Origin of the sequence: Streptomyces sp. NBC_01571 (assembly GCF_026339875.1) — a bacterium.
Taxonomy (GTDB): domain Bacteria; phylum Actinomycetota; class Actinomycetes; order Streptomycetales; family Streptomycetaceae; genus Streptomyces.
In genome coordinates this window covers 1,330,839-1,350,475 of sequence record NZ_JAPEPZ010000001.1, presented here as the reverse complement: position 1 = coordinate 1,350,475, position 19,637 = coordinate 1,330,839, and the positions used below count along the sequence as shown (strand labels likewise).

At 72.7% G+C, this 19,637-nt stretch carries 16 protein-coding genes; 8 read left to right on the top strand and 8 right to left on the bottom strand.

Annotated elements, in window-relative coordinates:
* Nucleotides 1–9: 9 nt before the first annotated feature.
* Together OHB41_RS06145 and OHB41_RS06140 are read right to left on the bottom strand one after the other, a co-directional pair.
* Nucleotides 10–489 (bottom strand): SRPBCC family protein, encoded by a 480-nt coding sequence (locus OHB41_RS06145; protein WP_266696924.1) that lies wholly within the window; start codon nt 487–489, stop codon nt 10–12.
* A 109-nt stretch (nt 490–598) separates the two neighbouring features.
* Nucleotides 599–1,429: a DeoR/GlpR family DNA-binding transcription regulator gene (locus OHB41_RS06140; RefSeq protein WP_266696923.1), complete on the bottom strand. Its 831-nt coding sequence runs from the start codon at nt 1,427–1,429 to the stop codon at nt 599–601.
* A 281-nt stretch (nt 1,430–1,710) separates the two neighbouring features.
* On the opposite strand from OHB41_RS06140, the gene OHB41_RS06135 reads away from it, so the two are divergent.
* The gene (locus tag OHB41_RS06135) at nt 1,711–4,110 is read left to right on the top strand and encodes a hypothetical protein (RefSeq protein WP_266696922.1); all 2,400 of its coding nucleotides are present in this window, start codon (nt 1,711–1,713) and stop codon (nt 4,108–4,110) included.
* Here OHB41_RS06135 and OHB41_RS06130 read toward each other — a convergent pair.
* The 4 genes from OHB41_RS06130 to OHB41_RS06115 form a co-directional block, all read right to left on the bottom strand.
* Nucleotides 4,080–6,509, bottom strand: coding sequence for a right-handed parallel beta-helix repeat-containing protein (locus OHB41_RS06130; RefSeq protein ID WP_266696921.1), 2,430 nt, complete (start codon nt 6,507–6,509; stop codon nt 4,080–4,082). The two genes, OHB41_RS06135 and OHB41_RS06130, sit on opposite strands and share 31 nt — an antisense overlap.
* A 158-nt stretch (nt 6,510–6,667) precedes the next feature.
* Nucleotides 6,668–7,273 (bottom strand): Rv1733c family protein, encoded by a 606-nt coding sequence (locus OHB41_RS06125; protein ID WP_266696920.1) that lies wholly within the window; start codon nt 7,271–7,273, stop codon nt 6,668–6,670.
* A gap of 215 nt (nt 7,274–7,488) precedes the next feature.
* The gene (locus OHB41_RS06120; RefSeq protein WP_266696919.1) at nt 7,489–8,316 is read right to left on the bottom strand and encodes an MOSC domain-containing protein; all 828 of its coding nucleotides are present in this window, start codon (nt 8,314–8,316) and stop codon (nt 7,489–7,491) included.
* 44 nt (nt 8,317–8,360) lie between these two features.
* Nucleotides 8,361–8,807 (bottom strand): DUF6643 family protein, encoded by a 447-nt coding sequence (locus tag OHB41_RS06115; protein WP_266696918.1) that lies wholly within the window; start codon nt 8,805–8,807, stop codon nt 8,361–8,363.
* A gap of 281 nt (nt 8,808–9,088) precedes the next feature.
* Here OHB41_RS06115 and OHB41_RS06110 point away from each other — a divergent pair, with 281 nt between their 5' ends.
* On the top strand, nt 9,089–10,441 hold the full coding sequence (locus tag OHB41_RS06110; RefSeq protein WP_266696917.1) for a TerD family protein: 1,353 nt from the start codon (nt 9,089–9,091) through the stop codon (nt 10,439–10,441).
* Nucleotides 10,442–10,445: 4 nt separating this feature from the next.
* Here OHB41_RS06110 and OHB41_RS06105 read toward each other — a convergent pair whose 3' ends face one another.
* Nucleotides 10,446–11,621: a glycosyltransferase gene (locus tag OHB41_RS06105; RefSeq protein ID WP_266696916.1), complete on the bottom strand. Its 1,176-nt coding sequence runs from the start codon at nt 11,619–11,621 to the stop codon at nt 10,446–10,448.
* Nucleotides 11,622–11,679: 58 nt separating this feature from the next.
* On the opposite strand from OHB41_RS06105, the gene OHB41_RS06100 reads away from it, so the two are divergent.
* Together OHB41_RS06100 and OHB41_RS06095 are read left to right on the top strand one after the other, a co-directional pair.
* Nucleotides 11,680–12,465, top strand: coding sequence for a glutamate racemase (locus tag OHB41_RS06100; RefSeq protein ID WP_266696915.1), 786 nt, complete (start codon nt 11,680–11,682; stop codon nt 12,463–12,465).
* A gap of 105 nt (nt 12,466–12,570) precedes the next feature.
* Nucleotides 12,571–13,116, top strand: a complete 546-nt coding sequence (locus tag OHB41_RS06095) for a hypothetical protein (protein WP_266696914.1) — start codon at nt 12,571–12,573, stop codon at nt 13,114–13,116.
* Between the two features lie 47 nt (nt 13,117–13,163).
* On the opposite strand, the gene OHB41_RS06090 is transcribed toward OHB41_RS06095, so the two are convergent.
* Entirely contained in the window at nt 13,164–14,237 is a 1,074-nt protein-coding gene (locus OHB41_RS06090) for an O-antigen ligase family protein (RefSeq protein WP_266696913.1), read from the bottom strand.
* A gap of 298 nt (nt 14,238–14,535) precedes the next feature.
* On the opposite strand from OHB41_RS06090, the gene lnt reads away from it, so the two are divergent.
* The 4 genes from lnt (at nt 14,536) to OHB41_RS06070 (ending at nt 19,589) form a co-directional block, all read left to right on the top strand.
* Complete coding sequence (gene lnt / locus OHB41_RS06085; RefSeq protein ID WP_266696912.1) at nt 14,536–16,158, top strand: apolipoprotein N-acyltransferase; 1,623 nt, start codon at nt 14,536–14,538, stop codon at nt 16,156–16,158.
* 87 nt (nt 16,159–16,245) lie between these two features.
* Nucleotides 16,246–16,719 carry an NUDIX hydrolase gene (locus OHB41_RS06080; RefSeq protein WP_266696911.1) on the top strand — a complete coding sequence of 158 codons (474 nt, stop codon included), beginning with the start codon at nt 16,246–16,248 and terminating at the stop codon, nt 16,717–16,719.
* Between the two features lie 60 nt (nt 16,720–16,779).
* On the top strand, nt 16,780–17,580 hold the full coding sequence (locus tag OHB41_RS06075) for a 3-hydroxybutyrate dehydrogenase (protein WP_266696910.1): 801 nt from the start codon (nt 16,780–16,782) through the stop codon (nt 17,578–17,580).
* A gap of 83 nt (nt 17,581–17,663) precedes the next feature.
* Nucleotides 17,664–19,589, top strand: a complete 1,926-nt coding sequence (locus OHB41_RS06070) for a helix-turn-helix domain-containing protein (RefSeq protein WP_266696909.1) — start codon at nt 17,664–17,666, stop codon at nt 19,587–19,589.
* Nucleotides 19,590–19,637 lie beyond the last annotated feature (48 nt).

The following is a 19,637-nucleotide window of genomic DNA, read 5'->3' as shown; positions in this document are numbered from 1 at the left end:
GCGCCGGTTCTACGCGTGCGGCGAGGCCAGCCGCCGGTCCAGCGCCGTGACGGCGTCCCGGAAGGCGCGGCCGAGACCCGACCGGCCCACCTTCAGGGCCACCCGGAAGAGAGCGGTCCCGTCGGCGGCGAACGTCCACCGGACCCGCGTGCCGCTCCCGGCCGGGGTCAGCCGCCACTCTTCGACCAGGGCACGGGCGCCGGGCGCGTTCGTGACGTCCACCCGGTACGCGTACACCTCGGGGGCCCTGGACACGAGCACGGTCTCCTGGAAGCGCGTGCCGCCACGGAGCCGGACCTCACGCCCGGTGCCGTCCGCGCTCGGCCGGGCGAGCCTCACGGCCGAGAACCACTCGCTCCAGCCGGACACGTCCTCGGCCAGCGCCCGGAAGACGGCCCCGGGAGGAGCGGCCATCTCGCGGGCGAACACCAGACGCAGGGGAGCGGTCTCGGCGAAGTCGGGCCCCACCGGGCGCAGACGGCGTGCCATGGACGAAACCCCCTGTTGGGACGGAGTCCCGGGCGCGGGCGGACGATGACCGGAGCACACCCGTACCGCGGACCGCCGCACGAGCAGCGTCACCCTAGCTGACAGCCCGTCAGATGTCTGTAGCGTCCGCCGGTTCACCGGCCACCACGAGGTGTGTCGGGTGTTCGGCGATCTCCGCACGCGCCTCGGCCGACAGCCCGGCGTCCGTCACGAGCGTGTCGACCTGCTCCAGCGCGGCGAACGAACTCAGCCCCACCGTGCCCCACTTGGTGTGGTCGGCGACCACCACGACACGCCGCGCGGACTGCACCAGGCGCCGGTTGGTCTCGGCCTCCGCCAGGTTCGGTGTGGACAGACCCGCCTCCACGGATATCCCGTGCACCCCCAGGAACAGCACGTCGAAATGGAGCGCGGCGATGGCCTGGTCTGCCACCGGGCCGACGAGCGAGTCGGACGGCGTGCGCACCCCACCGGTCAGCACGACCGTGGCCGCACCCTGCCGCTGACCGGAGAGGCGCTGCGCGGCATGGAACACGTCGGCCACCCGCACCGAGTTGGTGACCACGGTCAGGTCCGGCACCTCCAGGAGACGATGGGCCAGCGCGTACGTCGTCGTGCCGCCCGAGAGCGCGATCGCGGTGCCCGGTGCGACCAGCTCGGCGGCGGCCCGCGCGATGTCCTCCTTGGCGGTCAGCTCCAGACCTGACTTGGCCTCGAAACCCGGCTCGTGCGTACTCGCCTCGGCCACCGGCACCGCACCGCCGTGGACCTTCTCCACCACGCCCTGGCGCGCGAGAGCGTCGAGGTCGCGGCGGACCGTCATGTCGGAGACCCCGAGCTTGCGCGTCAGTTCGTTCACCCTGACGCCGCCCCGGCGCCGCACCTCGTCGAGGATCAGGGCGCGACGCTGCTCCGCGAGGAGGTTCTGATTCTCACTCACGTCCGCTCCGGTCCTTTCGTCCGACCTGCCCGACACTCCGTCCGAACCCACTCCCACGTGGCCATTCTCCCTCTCCGAGGCCTGCAGGACGCCCCATCCTCGCACGGGGCACCGATAGCCGCGCCACTCCCTGTGAGGTCTCCGTTCCTCTCTCCTCGCGGTGCTGTCACACATCTCGGGGAGATTCCGTGACCATCGGTGCGGGCGCGGCCCCCGGCGGCGATCCTTGTGACTGCCCATGACACAGGCGACGCAGACGGCACGGGGGAAGCACGGAAACCATGGAGCACGCACGGGAACAGACCTCGGCGGGAGAGCTCACCGGCCCCGCACAACGGCCCGAAGCGGCCGACACCGCCCTCGAACTCCTGGTCCACGGAGTCGGCGGCACCACACCCGAGGAGATGCTGGACGACCCGCACACGGTGCGGATCAGCGGCGACGACGTCGCGGCCGTCCACCGTCGCCGTGAAGACGCCGACGCGGAACGGCGACCCGACGACTACCGCGGCAGACCGGTCCCCGAGGCCTACGTGTGGTGCAACCTCACCTCCGGCAACGGCACCCGTGCCCTGTGGCTGTTGCTGCTGCCCTTCATGGTCGTCAACCTCGCGCACTGGATGCGCCCCGCCGGCCGCGGCCGCCGCGGCGCGGTCCGTTTCTACGGTCTGCTCGTCCGGCTGACCGGACTCACCCTGACCGTGCTGCTGGTCGCCGCCGCCTGCGAGGTCGCCCTCGACCTGGCCGCCTGGCAGTGCGCGGGCACCCGCGCGTGCGCCGAGGAACACTCCTGGCTGGCCTTCCTCTCCCCGGACCTCTCCCACGACGGCTGGTGGAGCCGGCCCGGCCGCCGCCTCGCCCTGGCCTGCCTGGTGCCCACGGCCCTGACCTGCCTGCTGTGGTACCTGTCCCACCGCACCTGGAGCGCATACGAGTCCCAGCAGCCGGTGTCCCGCGCGGCCGAACCCGAGGGGGAGACCGACCGCACCGCCCTCGGCCGCCCCGGCTTCTGGTACGGGCGTCGCCTGGTGGCCCGGCTGCGCGCGGCGCACACCGCCGCGGGTCTGCTGACGGTCACCGCGGCGGTCGGCGGACCCGCGGCCCGCTTCGACAGCGGGGCCGGAGGGTCCGTCCTGCTCGGACTCCTCGGCCAGTTGCTGCAGGCGGCCCTCGCCGTCGGCGCGTTCGTCGTGCTGTGGGTGGTCTGCCGCCGCGGACGCAGCGAGCACCGGCTCGACCGGGAACTCGACGCGACCCTGGTGCGCGCACTGCCCGTGGGCGCGATCGTCCTGCTCACCGTCACCCTGCTGTACGCCGGCTGGTCACGGCCCGGCTGGCAGTCGACGGGCCGGCTGCCCGGCGACGCGGCCTTCGGCGGCCTCGCCCTCGCCCAGGGGCTGCTCGTGGTCGCGCTCGCCGTGGTGGCCCGCGTCCTGCACCGCGCCCTGCCGCGAGGCGCCGGTTCCACGCGAACAGGGGACACCCCCGTCGACGAGCGCACGGCGATGCGCGGTCTGGCCGGTCCCGCCGTCGCGATGCTGGCCTGCGCGCTGGGCGGCGTGATGTCCGGCGGAGTGGCCCAACGCGTCGCCGACTGGCTGGACGGCACCCAGGGCTCGCTGCCGGGTCCGCCCGTCCTGCTGACCTGGCAGGCGTCCGTGATCCCGCCGGCGCTGCTCGTGCTCCTCGGACTCTGCGGCCGACTGGCCGTGCGCACCTGGCGTCTGCGTGTCCGCGAGATGCGCGCGGTGGAACTCGACTACCAGGGAGAGCACAAGGACAACGCCCGCACCCGCAGCATCGCCGCCACCCGCGCCGTGGCCACCCTCACCGACCAGGCACCCCTTGTCGTCGGGACCCTCTCCTTCGTGACGTTGCTCCTGGGCTCCGGAGCCCTGGTGGGCGCGCTGACGACCGGCGACACGCCTGCCCGGGCGGCGCAAGGGTCGTACGCCTTCGTGCACGGCGCCGCCGAGACCGCGCAGTCCCTCGGATCCTGGCTGATCGGCCTCGGCTTCATACTGCTCGTCACCTCGGGCCGGCGCGCCTACAAGGACCCCGCGGCCCGCCGCACCATCGGCATCCTCTGGGACGTCGGTACCTTCTGGCCGCGCGCCGCCCACCCCTTCGCGCCGCCCTGCTACGCCGAGCGCGCGGTGCCCGACCTGACCTGGCGCATGGTCACCTGGACCCGTGCCACCGGCGGACGCCTCGTGCTGTCCGGGCACTCCCAGGGCAGTGTGCTGGCGGCCGCCGCGGCCTGGCAGTTGAAGCCCTCGGTCCGCAGACGGGTCGCCCTGCTCACCTACGGCTCACCGCTGGAACGGCTCTACGGGCGCTGGTTCCCCGCCCACTTCGGGCCGGCGGCCCTCGCCTCGCTGCACCGCGAGGTCGACTGCTGGCGCAACCTGTACCGGCTCACCGACCCCATCGGCGGCCCCGTACGCCTGCCCGGGGAGTGCGGCCCGCAGGTCGACCGCGCGCCTCTGGAGGACCCGCTCGTCTACGGGCGCACCCTGGAGAACCCCCTGCCGGCCCCTATCCTCGGGCACTCCGACTACCAGTCGGATCCGGCCTTCGCGGAGGAACGGGAGCGGCTGCTGGCGCGGTTGCGGCACGAGGTGCCGGGCCCGCGTCCCGACGGCGACGCTCAGGGCAGCTCCGGAAGATCCTCCGCGTAGAGCAGGGTCAGGTCGTCGGTGCTCGGTTCGTCGAGCTGGGCGACCCGGCCCGCGTGCCGCTCGACCATTGCCTCGAAGGTCTGCCGCGCGGTGCGGCCGTTGCCGAAGGCGGGGCCCTTGGGGATGGCTGTGAAGTACTTCAGCAGTGCCTCGGACGCGCCCGCCCCGAGGCTGTACTCGTGCTCCTCGGCCTGCTGCTCCACGATCCGCAGGAGTTCCTCGGGGAGATAGTCGCTGAAGGTGATGGTCCGCGAGAAGCGGGACGCCACACCGGGGTTGACCGTGAGGAAGCGCTCCATCTCGGCCGTGTAGCCCGCGACGATCACGACGACCGCGTCCCGGTGGTCCTCCATGAGCTTGACGAGCGTGTCAATGGCCTCGCGGCCGAAGTCGCGCCCCGAGTCCTCCGGCGACAGCGCGTACGCCTCGTCGATGAAGAGCACACCGCCGCGCGCCCGGTCGAAGGCCTCCTGGGTGCGGATCGCCGTGGAGCCGATGTGTTCGCCGACCAGGTCCACACGGGACACCTCGACCAGGTGTCCCTTCTCCAGGACACCGAGCGAGGCGAGGATCTCGCCGTACAGCCGGGCGACCGTCGTCTTGCCGGTGCCGGGGGAGCCCGTGAAGACCAGATGGCGCCGCGCCGAGGCCGCCTTGAGACCCGCCTCCTGACGCCGGCGGCCCACCTCGATCATGTCGGTGAGGGCCCGGACCTCGCGCTTGACGCTCTCCAGGCCCACCAGCGCGTCGAGTTCGCCGAGGACGGCCTTGGAGGAGCGGGCGGGCTGCTCGGGCTCAGGGGAGCCCGCGGGCGACTCCTGCTCGGTGGTGCGCTGGCCCGGGATCGCGCCCAGCAGGCCGGCGGACGGACCGGACGTCTGTACGGCCGTCTCGGGGGCCGGGGACCGTGCTCCGGCGCTCTCGTCGCTCGTGCAGTCCTCGACGACCGGGCCGCCGCCCGCCGCGTTGCCGCCGTCGGCGAACTCGTAGCCCCCGCGTGCGCACCGTTCCGTACGGCACTTCTTCAGCGTCGCGCGGCAGCCGTCGATGACATGGAAGCCGTAGCCTCCGCTGCCCGTCACCCGGCAGTGGTGGAAGCTGCCGCGGCCGCCCGCCGACACGTAGAAGCCCGCCTCCGCGGGGGAGTCGACCGTGCAGCGCTCGATGGTGGGGTCGGCGCCCTTGGTGACGATGACACCGGTCTGGGTGCCGTCGACGGTGCAGCCGGACAGCGTTCCGCCGCTTCCGTGGTCACGGAACCAGGCGCCCGTCGCGGCGTCCCGGATACGGCAGTCGTCGAGCTGCGCGGTGGCGCCGTCGCTCACCGAGACGGCCGTGTTGCGTACTTGGGAGAGGTCGCTGTCGACGACGTCCACGCGCGAACCGCGATCGAGGACGAAGAGGGCGTCCGGCACGTCGTGCACCCGGCACGACTCCAGCACGGCGGTGGCGCCGTCGCTGACCCAGACCGCGGGGTAGTCGCCCGTGCTGTCGAAGATCTCGCACTGGTTGGCGTCCACACGGGTGCCCGGGTCCCACACCGACAGGCCGTTGCGCCCGAACTTCCGGACGGTGGTGCGGGTGAGGGTGAGGACCGAGCGGGAACGCAGATCGACCGCGTTCTCCGGGATGTCGTGGATGCGGCAGTCGGCGAGCGTGAGCACCGCGTCCGTGTCCAGTGTGACGCCGTCCGAGGTCGTACGGTGCACATCGCAGTCGGTGAGGTGGGCGGCGGCCCGCCCGGTGATCTGCACCCCGGAGCCCTTGACCTCGTAGACCTCGCAACCCACCGCCTCCAGCGAGGAGTTCTCGCCGGTCGCCGACAGGCCCGCGCCGGAGGTGTGGTGCACCCGGCAGCGCTCCAGGCGGGGCCGGCCGCCCCCGCGGACCGCGATGCCCGACTGCCCGGCCGCGACGACCTCGCACTCCTCGAACACCCCACCGCCGCCGTCGAGTACGGCGATGCCGACGCCGGCCGGATTGTCGACCGTGCAGCGGCGCACGGTCGGACGTGCGCCACCGCGCACCTCGATGCCGGCCGAGGACCGGGTGACGATCCGCATGTCCAACAGTTCCGGGGTGCCCTCCTCGACGAGCAGCGCGGGCGCGGCCGAGTCCTGGCCCTCCACGTGCAGGTCCTGGACCACGGCTGAGGCACGGACGGTCAACGGCACTCCGTCCACCGGCGCGATGCGCACGGAGCCGGGCGAGCCCTCGGGACCGCGCAGCGTCACCGCGCGCTGGACGACGAGGTTCTCCCGGTACGTACCGGGGGCGACGGTGAGTACGTCGCCCTCGGCGGCCGCCTCCAGGGCCGCGGCCAGCGATGCGTACTCTCCCGTGCGGCGCCGCCACCGCGAGGTGCCGGTGTGCGTCACCTGGACCGTGCCCTGTGCCATGGCGCTGTTCTGCCCCCACCTCGTCGTACGCGGGTCCTGCGAGGCCGTGCTGAAACGCCGTCGCGATCTAGAACAGCTTCTCACGACGATGCCGAACAGTACGGCCGTCCCACCGTAGCGTGCGCGGGGACGGAGGATTGACCGGAGCGGGAAGGCGGTCAGCTGCCGGTACCCGTCCTGCCCCAGTCCGGGCCCGCCCGGTCCCATGCCTGATCCCAACGGGCGTACCGGCCAAGGACCATGCGCCAGACGATCAGACGTCGTGCGGCCTCCAGCAGCACCACGGTCATGAGGGCCGCGCCGACGCCCGCCAGCACCGCGTGCGTCGTCGCGGCGGCCGGGTCCAGGGGGCGGGCGACCAGCCGGCCCTGCCGGTCGGTCCAGAGCGTGAAGTGGTCGCCCCGGTGCGGGGACCTGAGCACCGTGATCACCTTGCCGTGGTGCGCGGAGCCGTCCGGGGCGGTCCAGTCGGCGAGCACACGGCTGCGCGGGTCCTGCGCCGACGAGGCCTCGGGGTCGGGCTCCAGCGGGGCACGCGTCAGCTTCCTGACCACGGTGGCCACCACCTCGTGCCGGGCCCTGTGCTGGTCCCGGACGGACTGCTGGAGGACATGCTCGGCGGCGGCTCCGGCGGCGACGCCGGTCAGGGGAGCGACGACGACGATCAGCAGGAGGGCAAGCAGGGCCAGCCAGGCCTCGGCCAGATCGGTCCCGCGACGCAGCGGATTGTGCCGCCAGCGCCAGAGCCCACCGATTGCGCGCATGACCGCGCACCCCCTTCCGCCTTCCGCGTCCGTGATAACCCCCGGCGGAGCCGTTCACCCGTGGACCGGGGAAGGAGAGAGCGAAATCACCCCTCCCGCGGTCCTCTCATGAACTTCTCACACAGCCTCAACGACCGTGCCCGGACTTCCGGTTCCCGTGTGCCGGGCTCGGGCGGTACGGGATCGGAAGGGTGACCGGAAACCGATCGCGCCGCTCATGCGACCACCCTGACCGGATCGCCGACACGCACGATGCCGGTGGACTCCGGCACCAGGTTCTGTCCGAAGATCAGCCGGGACCCGAAGCGGCGATGGCGCCCGAGCGTGCGCAGGGGTTCCCTGCCGCGCTCGGCGGTGTCCTGGTCGGTGGTGGTCACGACACAGCGGCCGCACATCTTGGCGACCCGGAAGGCGACCTCGCCGATGGTGACGCGGGTCCAGGCGTCCTCGGACCAGGCCGTGGTGCCCGACACCACCACGTTCGGCCGGAAGCGGTCCATCGGAAGCGGACCCTCGTGGGCGTGGTCACCCTGGGCGATCAGTGAGTTGAGCGCGTCCAGTGAGGCGAGGGTGGTGAGCAGCAGCGGATAGCCGTCCGCGAAGCTGACGGTCTCACCGGGTCGCCCGTACTCCGGGTCCACGGGCCTGCGGGTGGCGGGGTCGTCCAGGTGGACGAGGCGTGTCTCGGAACCCAGGTACTCGCTGCACCAGACGTGCGCGGCGGGGCCGGCGAGGACCGCCTCCACCTTGTCGCCGAAGAGGTCCAGTGTGGCCCTGTCCGCGGCCTTCGGCTCCGGCACCGGGACGCTGAGCGGTGCACGGTCGGGCGCGGACAGCCGGACGCCGCCGGGCACCAGCTCGGCGGCGGCTCGCGCCAGGCGTGGCTGCTGGCGCTGGGTGACGACCTTTCCCCCGTCGTCGATCAATGCCCAGCGCCGGTCCCCGGCCAGTCCCCAGGGCTCCACCAGTGCGTCCCGTGGCGACTGACCACGGAACGACTTGACCGGATGGACGTGGATCGAGTGCAGCTCCGCGTTCCCCATGGCGCCATCGTGCCAGTCGGCGCCGACAATCCCGTCCTAGGACCTCAGTAGCCGCGGTACTGCTGGTTGTTGTACGGGTCCTGGTACGGAGCCGGGGCGGGGCGGGGGGAGGCGGGGCGCATCGCCTCGTATCCGGTGCCGGTCGCCATCGGGCGCTGCGGCTGCTGCTGCTGGGGGCCCGGGTAGCCGCGCGGGGCGCCTGCCTGCTGCGGGATGTAGGGCGCGGGGGCCTGCTGCAGCGGGGACGGCTGCTGGGCCTGCGGGTAGCCGCCGTAGGAGGGGACCTGGTGAGAGGGTCCGGCCGGGAGGGCCGGGAGTGCCGACGGGAGCGCGGGCAGGTAGCTGCTGCTCGTGTCGTAGGCGGCGGGAACCCGGATCGGGGCGATCTGGGGGGTGCCCCGCTCGGCGACGAGCGAGTCGTAGATCGGGGTGTCCGGGAAGGACGGCGCGGAGTAGTAACCGCCGCCATAGGTGGAGCGGGGGGAGGTCATGGGACATAAGTTAAGCCCACGATGTGCTGGTTGGGGAGACCGATAAGAGGGTTGTTTTCCGTGTCGGCGACACCTTGGGATCCCCAATGCGAGCGAACTCGGCAAAAAAGGGCGCCAAACCGGGTTCAGATCGTGTAAAGGCCGAGTTCCCAAGGGGTTACCGGGGGTTGACCATTGATCTTCCCGGGCTGTCCGGGCGCTTCCCGGCCCCCGGGGAATAGGTTGGTCTGCAACGGGCCGGAGAGGCGGCCCGGGGGCGGGGCCTGGCGCGGTGACACGTGATGGGGGCGGACATGACAATGTCTAAGGGATCGAATGTTCCGGTGCCGACGAGTGCGCTGCGCGTCGAAATGGGCTGGAGTTCGGGCCCCGGGGTGCCCGACGCGGATGCGTCGGCGCTGCTGCTGGTGTCCGGGAAGGTGCGCTCCGACAGCGACTTCGTGTTCTACAACCAGCCCGCGCACTCCTCCGGCGCCGTGCGGCACGAAGGGAAGCGTGACGCGGGCGGTCAGGTGACCGACACGCTGCTCGTCGACCTCGCGCGCGTGGAGCCCGCCATCGAGACCGTGGTGCTGGCCGCCTCCGCCGACGGCGGCACCTTCGGGCAGGTGCCCGGCCTGTACGTGCGAGTGCTCGACGCGGGCCGGGGCACGGAGGTCGCCCGCTTCGACAGCAGGGACGCGACGGTCGAAACGGCCTTCGTGCTCGGGGAGTTCTACCGGCGCCAGGGCGCCTGGAAGTTCCGCGCCGTCGGACAGGGGTACGGCAGCGGCCTGGAAGGTCTGGCCACGGACTACGGGATCACGGTGGACGAACCGCAGCACACCGCACCGCCCGCCGCCGTGCCTCCCGCCGCCCTGCCCTCGTCCCCTCGTCCGGCTGGTCCGCCGCCCGCCGTCTCCCCGCCGCCCGCGCCCGGCACGCGCGTGGTCGGCCCGCCCCCACCGGTCGCCCCGCCCGCCACCACGACGCCGCCCACGCCGCCCCGGACCCCGGTGCGTCTGTCCAAGGTCACCCTCACCAAAGAGGCCCCCTCGGTGTCGCTGGCCAAACAGGGCGGAACATCCGGTTCCATGCGCGTGAACCTCAACTGGCAGATGCGCAAACAGTTCTCGGGATGGGGCAGCAAACGGGGCCGGGCCGTCGCGATGCACGCGGACCTCGACCTCGACCTGTGCGCCCTGTACGAACTCTCCGACGGCCGCAAGGGAGTCGTCCAGGCGCTCGGCAACGCCTTCGGAGCACTCCACCAGCCGCCGTACATCCATCTCGACGGCGACGACCGCACCGGTGCCGTCGAGAGCGGCGAGAACCTCACCGTCAACCTCGACCACCGCCAGAGCTTCCGGCGCATACTCATCTTCGTGACCATCTACGAAGGAGCGCGCTCCTTCGCCGACCTGCACGCCACGGTCACCCTCCAGCCGGCGAACGGCGCACCGGTCGACTTCTCGCTCGACGAGTGCACCGTGCCCTCGACCGTCTGCGCCCTCGCCCTGATCACCAACAACGACGGCGACCTGATCGTCCAGCGCGAGGCCCGCTACCTGGTGCCCAAACGCGGCGTGAGCCCGCAGCGCACCGTCGACCAGGTATACGGGTGGGGCATGAACTGGACGCCCGGCAGGAAGTGAGCGGTCAGCGCTCGTCGAGGGCGGTGTCGGGGCGCGCGTAGGTGCGGCCCTTCCAGGCCGCGCCGCGCCCCCTGTAGTGCTGCACCGCGGAATCGACCGTCATGAGGAGGTACAGGAACGCGGTGACCGGCAGCAGCGGAGCGAGCCACCAGCGCTGCCGGTAGTAGCGCAGCATCGGCAGATACGTCGCCGTCATCAGCAGCCACGCGAACCCGCCGGCCGCCGCGACCCCCGTACTCCCCACGACCAGGCCGGTCAGGAGCGCGAGCGGCGGCACCAGGTAGACGACGGCGAGGCCGAGGACCGTACCCAGGAGCAGCAGCGGGTTGTGCCGCAGCTGGGCGTACGCGCTGCGCGAGACCATGCGCCACAGGTCGTGCAGTCGCGGGTAGGGGCGCACACTGTCCACCCGTTCGGCCAGCCCCAGCCAGATGTGACCGCCGACGCCCTTGACCGCCCGAGCGAGCGCCACGTCGTCGATGACGGCGTGCCGGATGGCGTCCGGAATCCGCGCCCGCTCGGCGGCGTCCGCGCGCAGCAGCACACAGCCACCGGCCGCGGCCGCCGTGCGTGCCCCCTTCACCGCGATCCACCGGAAGGGATACAGCTGGGCGAAGAAGTAGACGAACGCGGGCACGACGAGCCGCTCCCACATGCTCTCCACCCTCAGGCGCGCCATCTGGGAGACGAGGTCGAAACCGCCGGTGTGCGCCGCGGCCACCAGCGTCCGCAGACTGTCGGGCGCGTGGGCGATGTCCGCGTCCGTCAGCAGCAGGTACACGGGCTCGCGCGTGCGGGCCAGGGCGATGCCGTGGCGTACGGCCCAGAGCTTGCCGGTCCAGCCCGTGGGCGGCTCCCCGGGCGAGTCGACGGTGAGCGGGAGGCCGCCGTGCGCGCGAGCCAGTTCACCGGCCAGCTCCCCGGTGCCGTCCGAGCTGCCGTCGTCGACGAGGAAGACCTCGGCCCGTCCCGGATAGTCCTGCGCGAGCAGGGTCGGCAGGCTCGCGGGCAGGACGCCGGCCTCGTCGCGTGCGGGCACGACGACACAGACGGACGGCCAGTCGTCCGGCTCCCGGCGCGGCGGCAACCGCAGATCCGTACGCCAGAAGAAGCCCTGGCCGAGCAGCAGCCACAGCCAGGCGGCCAGTGATCCCACGGCGGTCCACACGACGGCAGTCACGCGCGGCAGTCTGCCCCACCCCGGGGACCCGTCGGGGCGGATCGTCTATGGTGACCGGGTGAAGATCGCGCTCATGGACTCCGGAATCGGACTGCTCGCCGCTGCCGCCGCGGTACGTCGACTGCGGCCCGACGCCGATCTCGTCCTCTCCTCGGCGCCCGACAGCATGCCCTGGGGACCCCGTACGCCCCAGGACGTGACCGAGCGCGCGCTCGCGGTCGCCGAGGCGGCGGCGGAACACCGTCCCGACGCGCTGATCGTCGCCTGCAACACCGCCTCCGTGCACGCGCTGCCCGCCCTGCGCGCCCGGCTGGAGCCGGACGTGCCCGTGATCGGCACGGTCCCGGCGATCAAGCCGGCCGCGGCCGGAGGCGGACCCGTCGCGATCTGGGCCACCCCCGCCACCACCGGCAGCCCGTACCAGCGGGGACTCATCCGTGACTTCGCCGAGGGAGTGGCCGTCACCGAGGTGCCGTGCCCCGGGCTCGCCGACGCCGTGGAGCACGGGGACCAGACGGGTATCGACGCCGCGATCACCGCGGCCGCCGCCCGGACCCCCGACGACGTGAGGGCCGTCGTCCTGGGCTGCACCCATTACGAACTGGTCGCCGAACGGATCCGTGCGGCGGTGCAGCGGCCCGGCCTTCCGCCGCTCGTCCTGCACGCCTCCGCCGGTGCGGTCGCCGCGCAGGCGCTGCGCAGGATCGGCGCGTTCCCGGACCCGGCAGCGGCCGCCGACGGCACCGTCACCGTGCTTCTCAGCGGCCGGGCGGGAGCCCTGCCCGCGCCCGCGCTCCAGTACGAGGAAGGCCGCCTCCTGCAGGAGGTCAGCCCCGCCCGCTGACCGTCGGTCACCGCTCGGACGACCGCTGTCCGCGGACCGCCCGGCGCGGCCGTGACGCTCTGCGAGCCGGTGCCCGCACTGCGGAACATGAGTAGTCTCTTAGGCATGAGGGACCACCCCCACGGCGAATACATCCCGCACTCCGATGTCTGGACCGGGCGGGCGACCAATCGCGTGCAGTGGCTTCCGGCGCTCGCCGGTGCCGCCTGCATCGCGCTCGGCATCGAACTGGCCGTCGAGTCCACATGGACCTCGGGCGTAGCCGCGCTCGCCATGTCCGTCGTCGGCTGCATCGCCGCGGGACTGCTCGTTCTCTTCGGCACGCTCGCCTTCGTGCACGTCGCCGTGAAGGTCGACAAGGACTGCCTCGAAGTGCGCTGCGGGCACGTCGGCCTGCCCCGGCGCCGCATCCCCCTCTCGGACGTGGTCGGCGCCGACTTCGCGCCCAGCGTCACTCCATGGCAGTGGGGCGGCTGGGGTTACCGCTGGCGTCCCGAGAAGGGCACCGCCGTCATCGTCCGGCGCGGCGAGGGCGTGGTGCTCCGGCTCGGGGACGGCCACACGTTCACCATCACGGTGGACAACGCGGAGGCGGCCGTGCGGGTGATCCGCGACAGGCTCCGGCCGGCCACTCCCGGCGCCGTGATCTGATCCCGTACCCCTGTGGGGCCATGGGGTCGTGGTGCCGTCTCGCGGGTTCACGGTTCGAGTCGGTGCGCCCAGAGACGCTCGTCCTCCCTCATGACGCCCTCCGGGCACCCGTCAGCCAACGGCCGTGCCGTCGCGAGCCCCGCGAGCAGTCCCGCGCCCGCCGTCACCGTGGTGAAACTCAGCGCGTTGCCCACCGACGCGATCGCGGCCAGGGCGGTCAGGGCCGCCCCCGCCGTCAGCGCGATCGGCGTGGACTGCGGAGACCGCCAGAGTGAGTAGAGGACCCAGCAGAAGAGCACCGCGAGCAGCACGGCGCCGACCACGCCCTGCTCGGCCACCTGCTGCAGGGCGGCGGAGTGGGGTTTGCCGTCGGGGAGCGGCGCCAGCGCGACCGTCGGACTGAGCTCTCCGTAGCGGCCCGGTCCCACTCCCAGCGCCGGACTCCTGCCGACCAGATGCACCGCGTCCTGCCAGAGCAGCACGCGGTGTTCGGTGAGCTGATCCTCGAGGGAGGCGGTCAGCCCGTCCGGGAGCGCGTCCTCGGCGATGGCCCAGGTCGTCGACGTGACCAGTGCCGCGGTGAGCGCGAGGGCCCCGAGGCCGAGGGCGCGGCGCCGCACGCGGTCGGCGGCGAGCGAGCACAGCAGGACCCCGGCGCCGAGGGCGCATCCCGCGGCCGAGCCGAGGACCGCGCCGGTCACCGTGATCCCGAGGGCCAGCAGGCGCAGCGCGAGCCGCAGCGCCGGGGGGCGCGCCGCCCAGGCCGCGCAGCACGCCGCCGCGGTGGACAGGGTCAGCAGCGCGGCCGTGGCACCGGTGTGCCCGAGCGGCGCCGTGATCTGCGGACCCGGGGTGGTGTACCGCGCGGTGAGGGACAGGCCGAGTCCCACGAGGGCCGCGGCGCAGGGGGCGGCGACCGGCAGGACCGCGCCCAGGATCCGGCCCGAGGCATAGCCGGCGGCCATCGCCAGCACCGCCAGCAGGACGCCCTCGGGGCGTCCGTCGTGCACGGCGGCAGTGATCAGCGACCAGACCGCGCAGGCCCCGAGCACGATCACACCCGCCGCGTCCGAAACGTTTCGTCTCTCGTTCGCGGCCGTCGCACCGGCCGCGGACGTCATCCCCGTCGAACCCACCCCGTCGCCCCCCGACCTGTGACGAGCCCCGACCGTCATGGCAGCATCCGGCCACGTCAGAAGCTCGGGCACACCGTAACGGCTGATGCGCCGGTTTGTGGATGACTTGCGCAGAAAAACGATGCATAGGACGGGCGGTGAGCGGCGCCCGGGACGCGTGATCCGTCTCCGGGGCGGCGCGGAACCCAGGGCCGGGGCCGATCGGGAACAGGGGAGCTTCCAGCAGGGCCCCGGGGGCGGACCGTGCTGTCGGAGCCCAGGTCACGCGCCGTACACTCCCCGGGTGACCGCCACCGCAACCTCCGTAGACGAGCCGGAACAGCTCGAACCCCGCGCCGTGACCGCATCGCGCGGGGCCAGACTGGCACGGCGATACGCTCCGGCCGCCGCCGCGGCGCTCTCCGGCGTACTGCTCTACGTCAGTTTCCCGCCGCGCACGGTCTCGTGGCTGGCCCTGCCCGCCTTCGCGGTCTTCGCCTGGGTCCTGCGGGGGCGCTCCTGGAAGGCGGGGCTCGGGCTCGGCTATCTGTTCGGCCTCGGTTTCCTGCTGCCGCTGCTCGTGTGGACCGGCGTGGAGGTCGGCCCCGGGCCGTGGCTCGCGCTCGTCGCCGTGGAAGCGGTGTACATCGCGCTCGTCGGCGCGGGCATCACGCTGGTGTCCCGGCTGCCCGGCTGGCCCCTGTGGGCCGCCGCCGTGTGGATCGCGGGAGAGGCGGCCCGCGCGCGTGCGCCGTTCGGCGGCTTCCCCTGGGGAAAGATCGCCTTCGGGCAGGCGGACGGCATCTTCCTGCCGCTGGCCGCGCTGGGCGGGACTCCGGTCCTCGGTTTCGGGGTGGTGCTCTGCGGCTTCGGCCTGTACGAGATCGTGCGCCAGGTCGTCGAGGGCCGTCGCACCGGTGTCGTACGACGGGGTGCCGCCGCGGTGGCGCTGCTCGGTGTCGCGGTCCCGGTGGTGGGGGCGCTCGCCGCGCGTTCTCTGGTGAGCGACAAGGCCGAGGACGGCACGGCGACCGTCGCGGTGATCCAGGGCAACGTGCCGCGCGCGGGACTCGAGTTCAACGCCCAGCGGCGCGCCGTCCTCGACCACCACGCGCGGGAGACCGAGCGGCTGGCCGCCGAGGTGAAGGCGGGCAAGGTCGCACGGCCCGACTTCGTGCTGTGGCCGGAGAACTCCTCCGACGTCGACCCGTTCACCAACGCCGACGCCCGCGCCGTCATCGACACCGCGGCCAAGGCCATCGGTGTGCCCATCTCGGTCGGCGGCGTCGTCGAGCGGGACGGCAAGCTCTACAACGAGCAGATCCTGTGGGATCCGGTGAAGGGGCCCCTGGACACGTACGACAAGCGACAGGTACAGCCGTTCGGCGAGTACCTTCCGCTGCGCTCGCTGCTCGGCGCGATCAACAAGAACTGGACGTCGATGGTGCGCCAGGACTTCAGCCGGGGTCACAAGCCCGGCGTCTTCACCATGGACGGCACCGGGGTCGGCCTCGTCACCTGCTACGAGGCCGCCTTCGACTGGGCCGTGCGCAGCACCGTGACGGACGGGGCGCAGATCATCTCGGTGCCGAGCAACAACGCGACGTTCGACCGCAGCGAGATGACCTACCAGCAACTCGCCATGTCCCGGGTCCGTGCCGTGGAGCACAGCCGTACCGTCACGGTGCCGGTGACGAGCGGCGTCAGCGCCATCATCATGCCGGACGGGAAGATCACCCAGCGGACCGGGATGTTCGTGGCGGACTCACTGGTCCAGAAGGTGCCGCTCCGTTCCTCCGAGACCCCCGCCACGCGGATGGGGATCCTCCCCGAGATGCTCCTGGTGCTGGTCGCGGCGGGCGGGCTCGGATGGGCCGGCACCAGGGCGGTCCGCGGGCGCCGGAACGGTGCGGTCCAGTTGTACTGAGTCCGCTGGGTTGTTGACGCGGCTGCGGAGCGAGCGGGGTCGCGCGGCCGCGGTCGGGTGGCGGAAGCGGACCGTTAGGGTCGGGCCATGGCTACTCCTGACTTCATCCGCACGATCCGGGCCTCCGCGGGGCATCAGCTGCTCTGGCTCCCCGGGGTCACAGCCATCGTCTTCGACGACGAGGACCGAGTGCTGCTGGGCCGGCGCTCGGACACCGGCAAGTGGTCGGTCATCGGTGGCATCCCGGATCCGGGCGAGCAGCCCGCGGCCTGCGCCGTGCGGGAGGTCTTCGAGGAGACGGCGGTGCACTGCGTCGTCGAGCGCGTCGTGCTCGTCCAGGCCCTCGATCCGGTCACCTACGAGAACAATGACACCTGCCAGTTCATGGACGTCGCGTTCCGCTGCCGGGCCGTCGGCGGCGAGGCGCGGGTCAATGACGACGAGTCGCTGGAGGTCGGCTGGTTCTCGGTCGACGCCCTGCCGGAGCTGAACGAGTTCGCGATGTTCCGGATCAAGCAGGCCTTGTCCCACGCACCGGCATGGTTCGACACCACGACCTGAAGTGGAACTGTGTGGGATGAGCACATGTGGGAGGGCGATCGGGCTGCCTAGGGTCGAGCCATGACCGCGCCCAGCGCCCTCCCGGGCCCCCACGCTCCCTCGTCCGGCCTCGACGGCCGCACCGCCCTGGTCACCGGCGCCGCCGGCGGCATCGGCCGCGCCTGTGCGCTGCGGCTGGCCGCGGACGGGGCCAAGGTACGCGCGGTCGACCTGGACACCGCGGGGCTGAACGTACTCGCCGAACTGGCCCGGGGCCTGCCGGGCACCGTGGAGCCGCATCCGCTCGACCTCACCGACCTCGACGCGGCGGAGCTCGCCGCCGCGGGCACGGACATCCTCGTCAACAACGCCGGACTGCAGACGGTGCGGCCCATCGAGGAGTTTCCGCCCGAGGTCTTCCACACCATGCTCACGGTGATGCTGGAGGCCCCGTTCCGGCTGATCCGCGGCGCGCTCCCACACATGTACGGGCAGGGCTGGGGTCGGATTGTCAACGTGTCCTCGGTCCATGGGTTGCGCGCGTCGGTCTTCAAGTCGGCGTACGTGGCCGCGAAACATGGGCTGGAAGGGCTGTCGAAAACGGCGGCCCTGGAAGGCGCCCCCCACGGAGTGACCTCGAACTGTGTGAACCCCGCCTACGTACGCACCCCACTGGTCGAGAAGCAGCTCGCGGACCAGGCGCGGGCCCACGCCGTTCCCGAGGAGCGTGTGCTGTCCGAGGTGCTGCTGCGGGACAGCGCGGTCAAACGGCTGGTCGAACCCGAGGAGGTCGCCGAGGCGGTGGCCTATCTGTGCGGGCCCCAGGCCTCCTTCGTCACCGGCACGTCGCTCGTCATGGACGGCGGCTGGACGGCGCACTAGCCGGTCCGGTGCCGCCGAGCCGGCCCGGCCGGGTTATCCACAGGGCCGGCCGGGCCGGCCTCACGACAGGTCATCCTTTGAGCATGTCCCGCGATCACGTGCAGTCCGCCGAACGCCCCGCCGACAACGCCGAGACACCCTTCCTCCAGCTTCTGGCCAGAGGCGCCCCCGCCGAGGCGTACGAACAGCCGGTCCTGCTCGCCCGCGCCGAGAGCCTCCCCGCCACCCGCATCGCCGCGCTCGAAGAGGCCAAGCTGCTCGCCCTGCGCGTGCGCTCCGAGATGGAGGGCCGGCGCCGTCGCGAGGCCGAACTGTCCGCGCTCTTCGAGACCGCCCACGACCTGGCCGGCCTGCGCGACCTCGACGCCGTCCTGCGCGCGATCGTGCAGCGGGCCCGGTCCCTGCTGGGCACGGACGTCGCCTACCTCAGCCTGCACGACGAGGCCGAGGGAGACACCTATATGCGGGTCACCGAGGGCTCGGTCGCGGCGCGCTTCCAGCAGCTGCGGCTCGGCATGGGGGAGGGACTCGGCGGGCTCGTCGCCCAGACCGCCCGTCCCTATGTCACCGACGACTACTTCAAGGACGACCGGTTCCAGCACACCCGGGCCATCGACGCGGGCGTCCGGGACGAGGGCCTGGTCGCCATCCTCGGCGTACCCCTCATGATCGGGCGGCACGTCATCGGAGTGCTGTTCGCCGCGGACCGCCGGGCACGGATCTTCGAACGTGAGCAGATCGCCCTCCTCGGCTCGTTCGCGGCGCTGGCCGCCGCGGCCATCGACACGGCGAACCGACTGATGGAGACCCGCTCGGCCCTCGACCGCCTGGGCCGCGCCAACGAGATCATCCGGGACCGCAGCGGAGTCATCGAGCGCGCCTCGGACGTCCACGACCGCCTCGCCGAGCTGGTGCTGCGCGGCGGCGGGGTCCATGACGTGGCCGCCGCGGTGTCCGAAGTACTCGACGGCCCGGTCGAGTTCACCGGGACGGACACCGCACCCGACGCCGCCCTTCAGGCCTCCCGCACGGAGGGCCACGCGGTGCGACACGGTCAGGACTGGGTCGCGGCCGTGGCAGCCGGGGGAGAGCTGCTCGGCGCCCTGGTGCTGGGCGGGCACCCGGACCTCGACCCCGTCGACCAGCGCACCCTCGAGCGCGCCGCGATGGTCACCTCACTGCTCCTGCTCGCCCGACGCTCGGCCGCCGAGGCCGAACAGCGCGTCCGCGGCGAGCTGCTGGACGATCTGCTGGACGCCCGGGACCGCGACCCACGCCTGCTGCGCGAGCGCGCCACCCGCCTGCATGCCGACCTGGACGCCGTCCATGTGGTGCTCGCCGCGCGCCTGGACACCTCCACCGCCGATGCCGAACGCGAGGCGGACGCCCGCCGACGGCTGTGGTCCGCCGCGTCCCACCTGGCCGCGACCGGACACGGACTGGCCGCGGCAAGGGACGGCGGCACGGTGCTGCTGCTCCCGCTCGGCGAGGACGAGACCGCCACCGACCTGGCCCGACGCACGGCCGGACAACTCGGCACCGCGGTCCACGAGGCCGTCACGGTCGGCGCCTCGGCACCCCTCGAAGCCCTCGCCGCGCACCCCGAAGCGGTGGCGGCGGCGTACGCGGAGGGACAGCGCTGTCTCGAAGCGCTGCGCCTGCTCGGGCGCACCGGGGACGGCGCCGCCGCCGAGGACTTCGGGTTCCTGGGGCTGTTGCTCGCCGGGGACCGGGACATCTCCGGTTTCGTCGGGCGGACCATCGGCCAGGTTGTCGCCTATGACCAGCAGCGCGGCACGGACCTGCTGCGCACTCTCGACGCCTACTTCGCGTGCGGGATGAGCCCGGCGCGCACCAAGGACGACCTGCACGTCCATGTGAACACGGTGGCTCAGCGGTTGGAGCGGGTGGGCCGGCTGCTGGGGGAGGACTGGCAGAGCCCGGCCCGTGTGCTGGAGATCCAACTCGCCCTGCGGCTGCACCGGTTGTCCACGGCCGCACGCCACTGACCCCCGTACACGCGTACGGGGGCCGGGAGATGAGGACGTGCGGAGCAG

Excerpts from the sequence above, each read along its gene's own strand:
- OHB41_RS06090 (WP_266696913.1), bottom strand. The coding sequence starts at position 14,237 with ATGACGTCCGCGGCCGGTGCGACGGCCGCGAACGAGAGACGAAACGTT.
- OHB41_RS06125 (WP_266696920.1), bottom strand. The coding sequence starts at position 7,273 with ATGCGCGCAATCGGTGGGCTCTGGCGCTGGCGGCACAATCCGCTGCGT.
- OHB41_RS06075 (WP_266696910.1), top strand. The coding sequence starts at position 16,780 with ATGACCGCGCCCAGCGCCCTCCCGGGCCCCCACGCTCCCTCGTCCGGC.
- OHB41_RS06115 (WP_266696918.1), bottom strand. The coding sequence starts at position 8,807 with ATGACCTCCCCCCGCTCCACCTATGGCGGCGGTTACTACTCCGCGCCG.
- OHB41_RS06095 (WP_266696914.1), top strand. The coding sequence starts at position 12,571 with ATGAGGGACCACCCCCACGGCGAATACATCCCGCACTCCGATGTCTGG.
- OHB41_RS06120 (WP_266696919.1), bottom strand. The coding sequence starts at position 8,316 with ATGGGGAACGCGGAGCTGCACTCGATCCACGTCCATCCGGTCAAGTCG.
- OHB41_RS06145 (WP_266696924.1), bottom strand. The coding sequence starts at position 489 with ATGGCACGCCGTCTGCGCCCGGTGGGGCCCGACTTCGCCGAGACCGCT.
- OHB41_RS06080 (WP_266696911.1), top strand. The coding sequence starts at position 16,246 with ATGGCTACTCCTGACTTCATCCGCACGATCCGGGCCTCCGCGGGGCAT.
- OHB41_RS06110 (WP_266696917.1), top strand. The coding sequence starts at position 9,089 with ATGGGGGCGGACATGACAATGTCTAAGGGATCGAATGTTCCGGTGCCG.
- OHB41_RS06135 (WP_266696922.1), top strand. The coding sequence starts at position 1,711 with ATGGAGCACGCACGGGAACAGACCTCGGCGGGAGAGCTCACCGGCCCC.
- OHB41_RS06130 (WP_266696921.1), bottom strand. The coding sequence starts at position 6,509 with ATGGCACAGGGCACGGTCCAGGTGACGCACACCGGCACCTCGCGGTGG.
- OHB41_RS06070 (WP_266696909.1), top strand. The coding sequence starts at position 17,664 with ATGTCCCGCGATCACGTGCAGTCCGCCGAACGCCCCGCCGACAACGCC.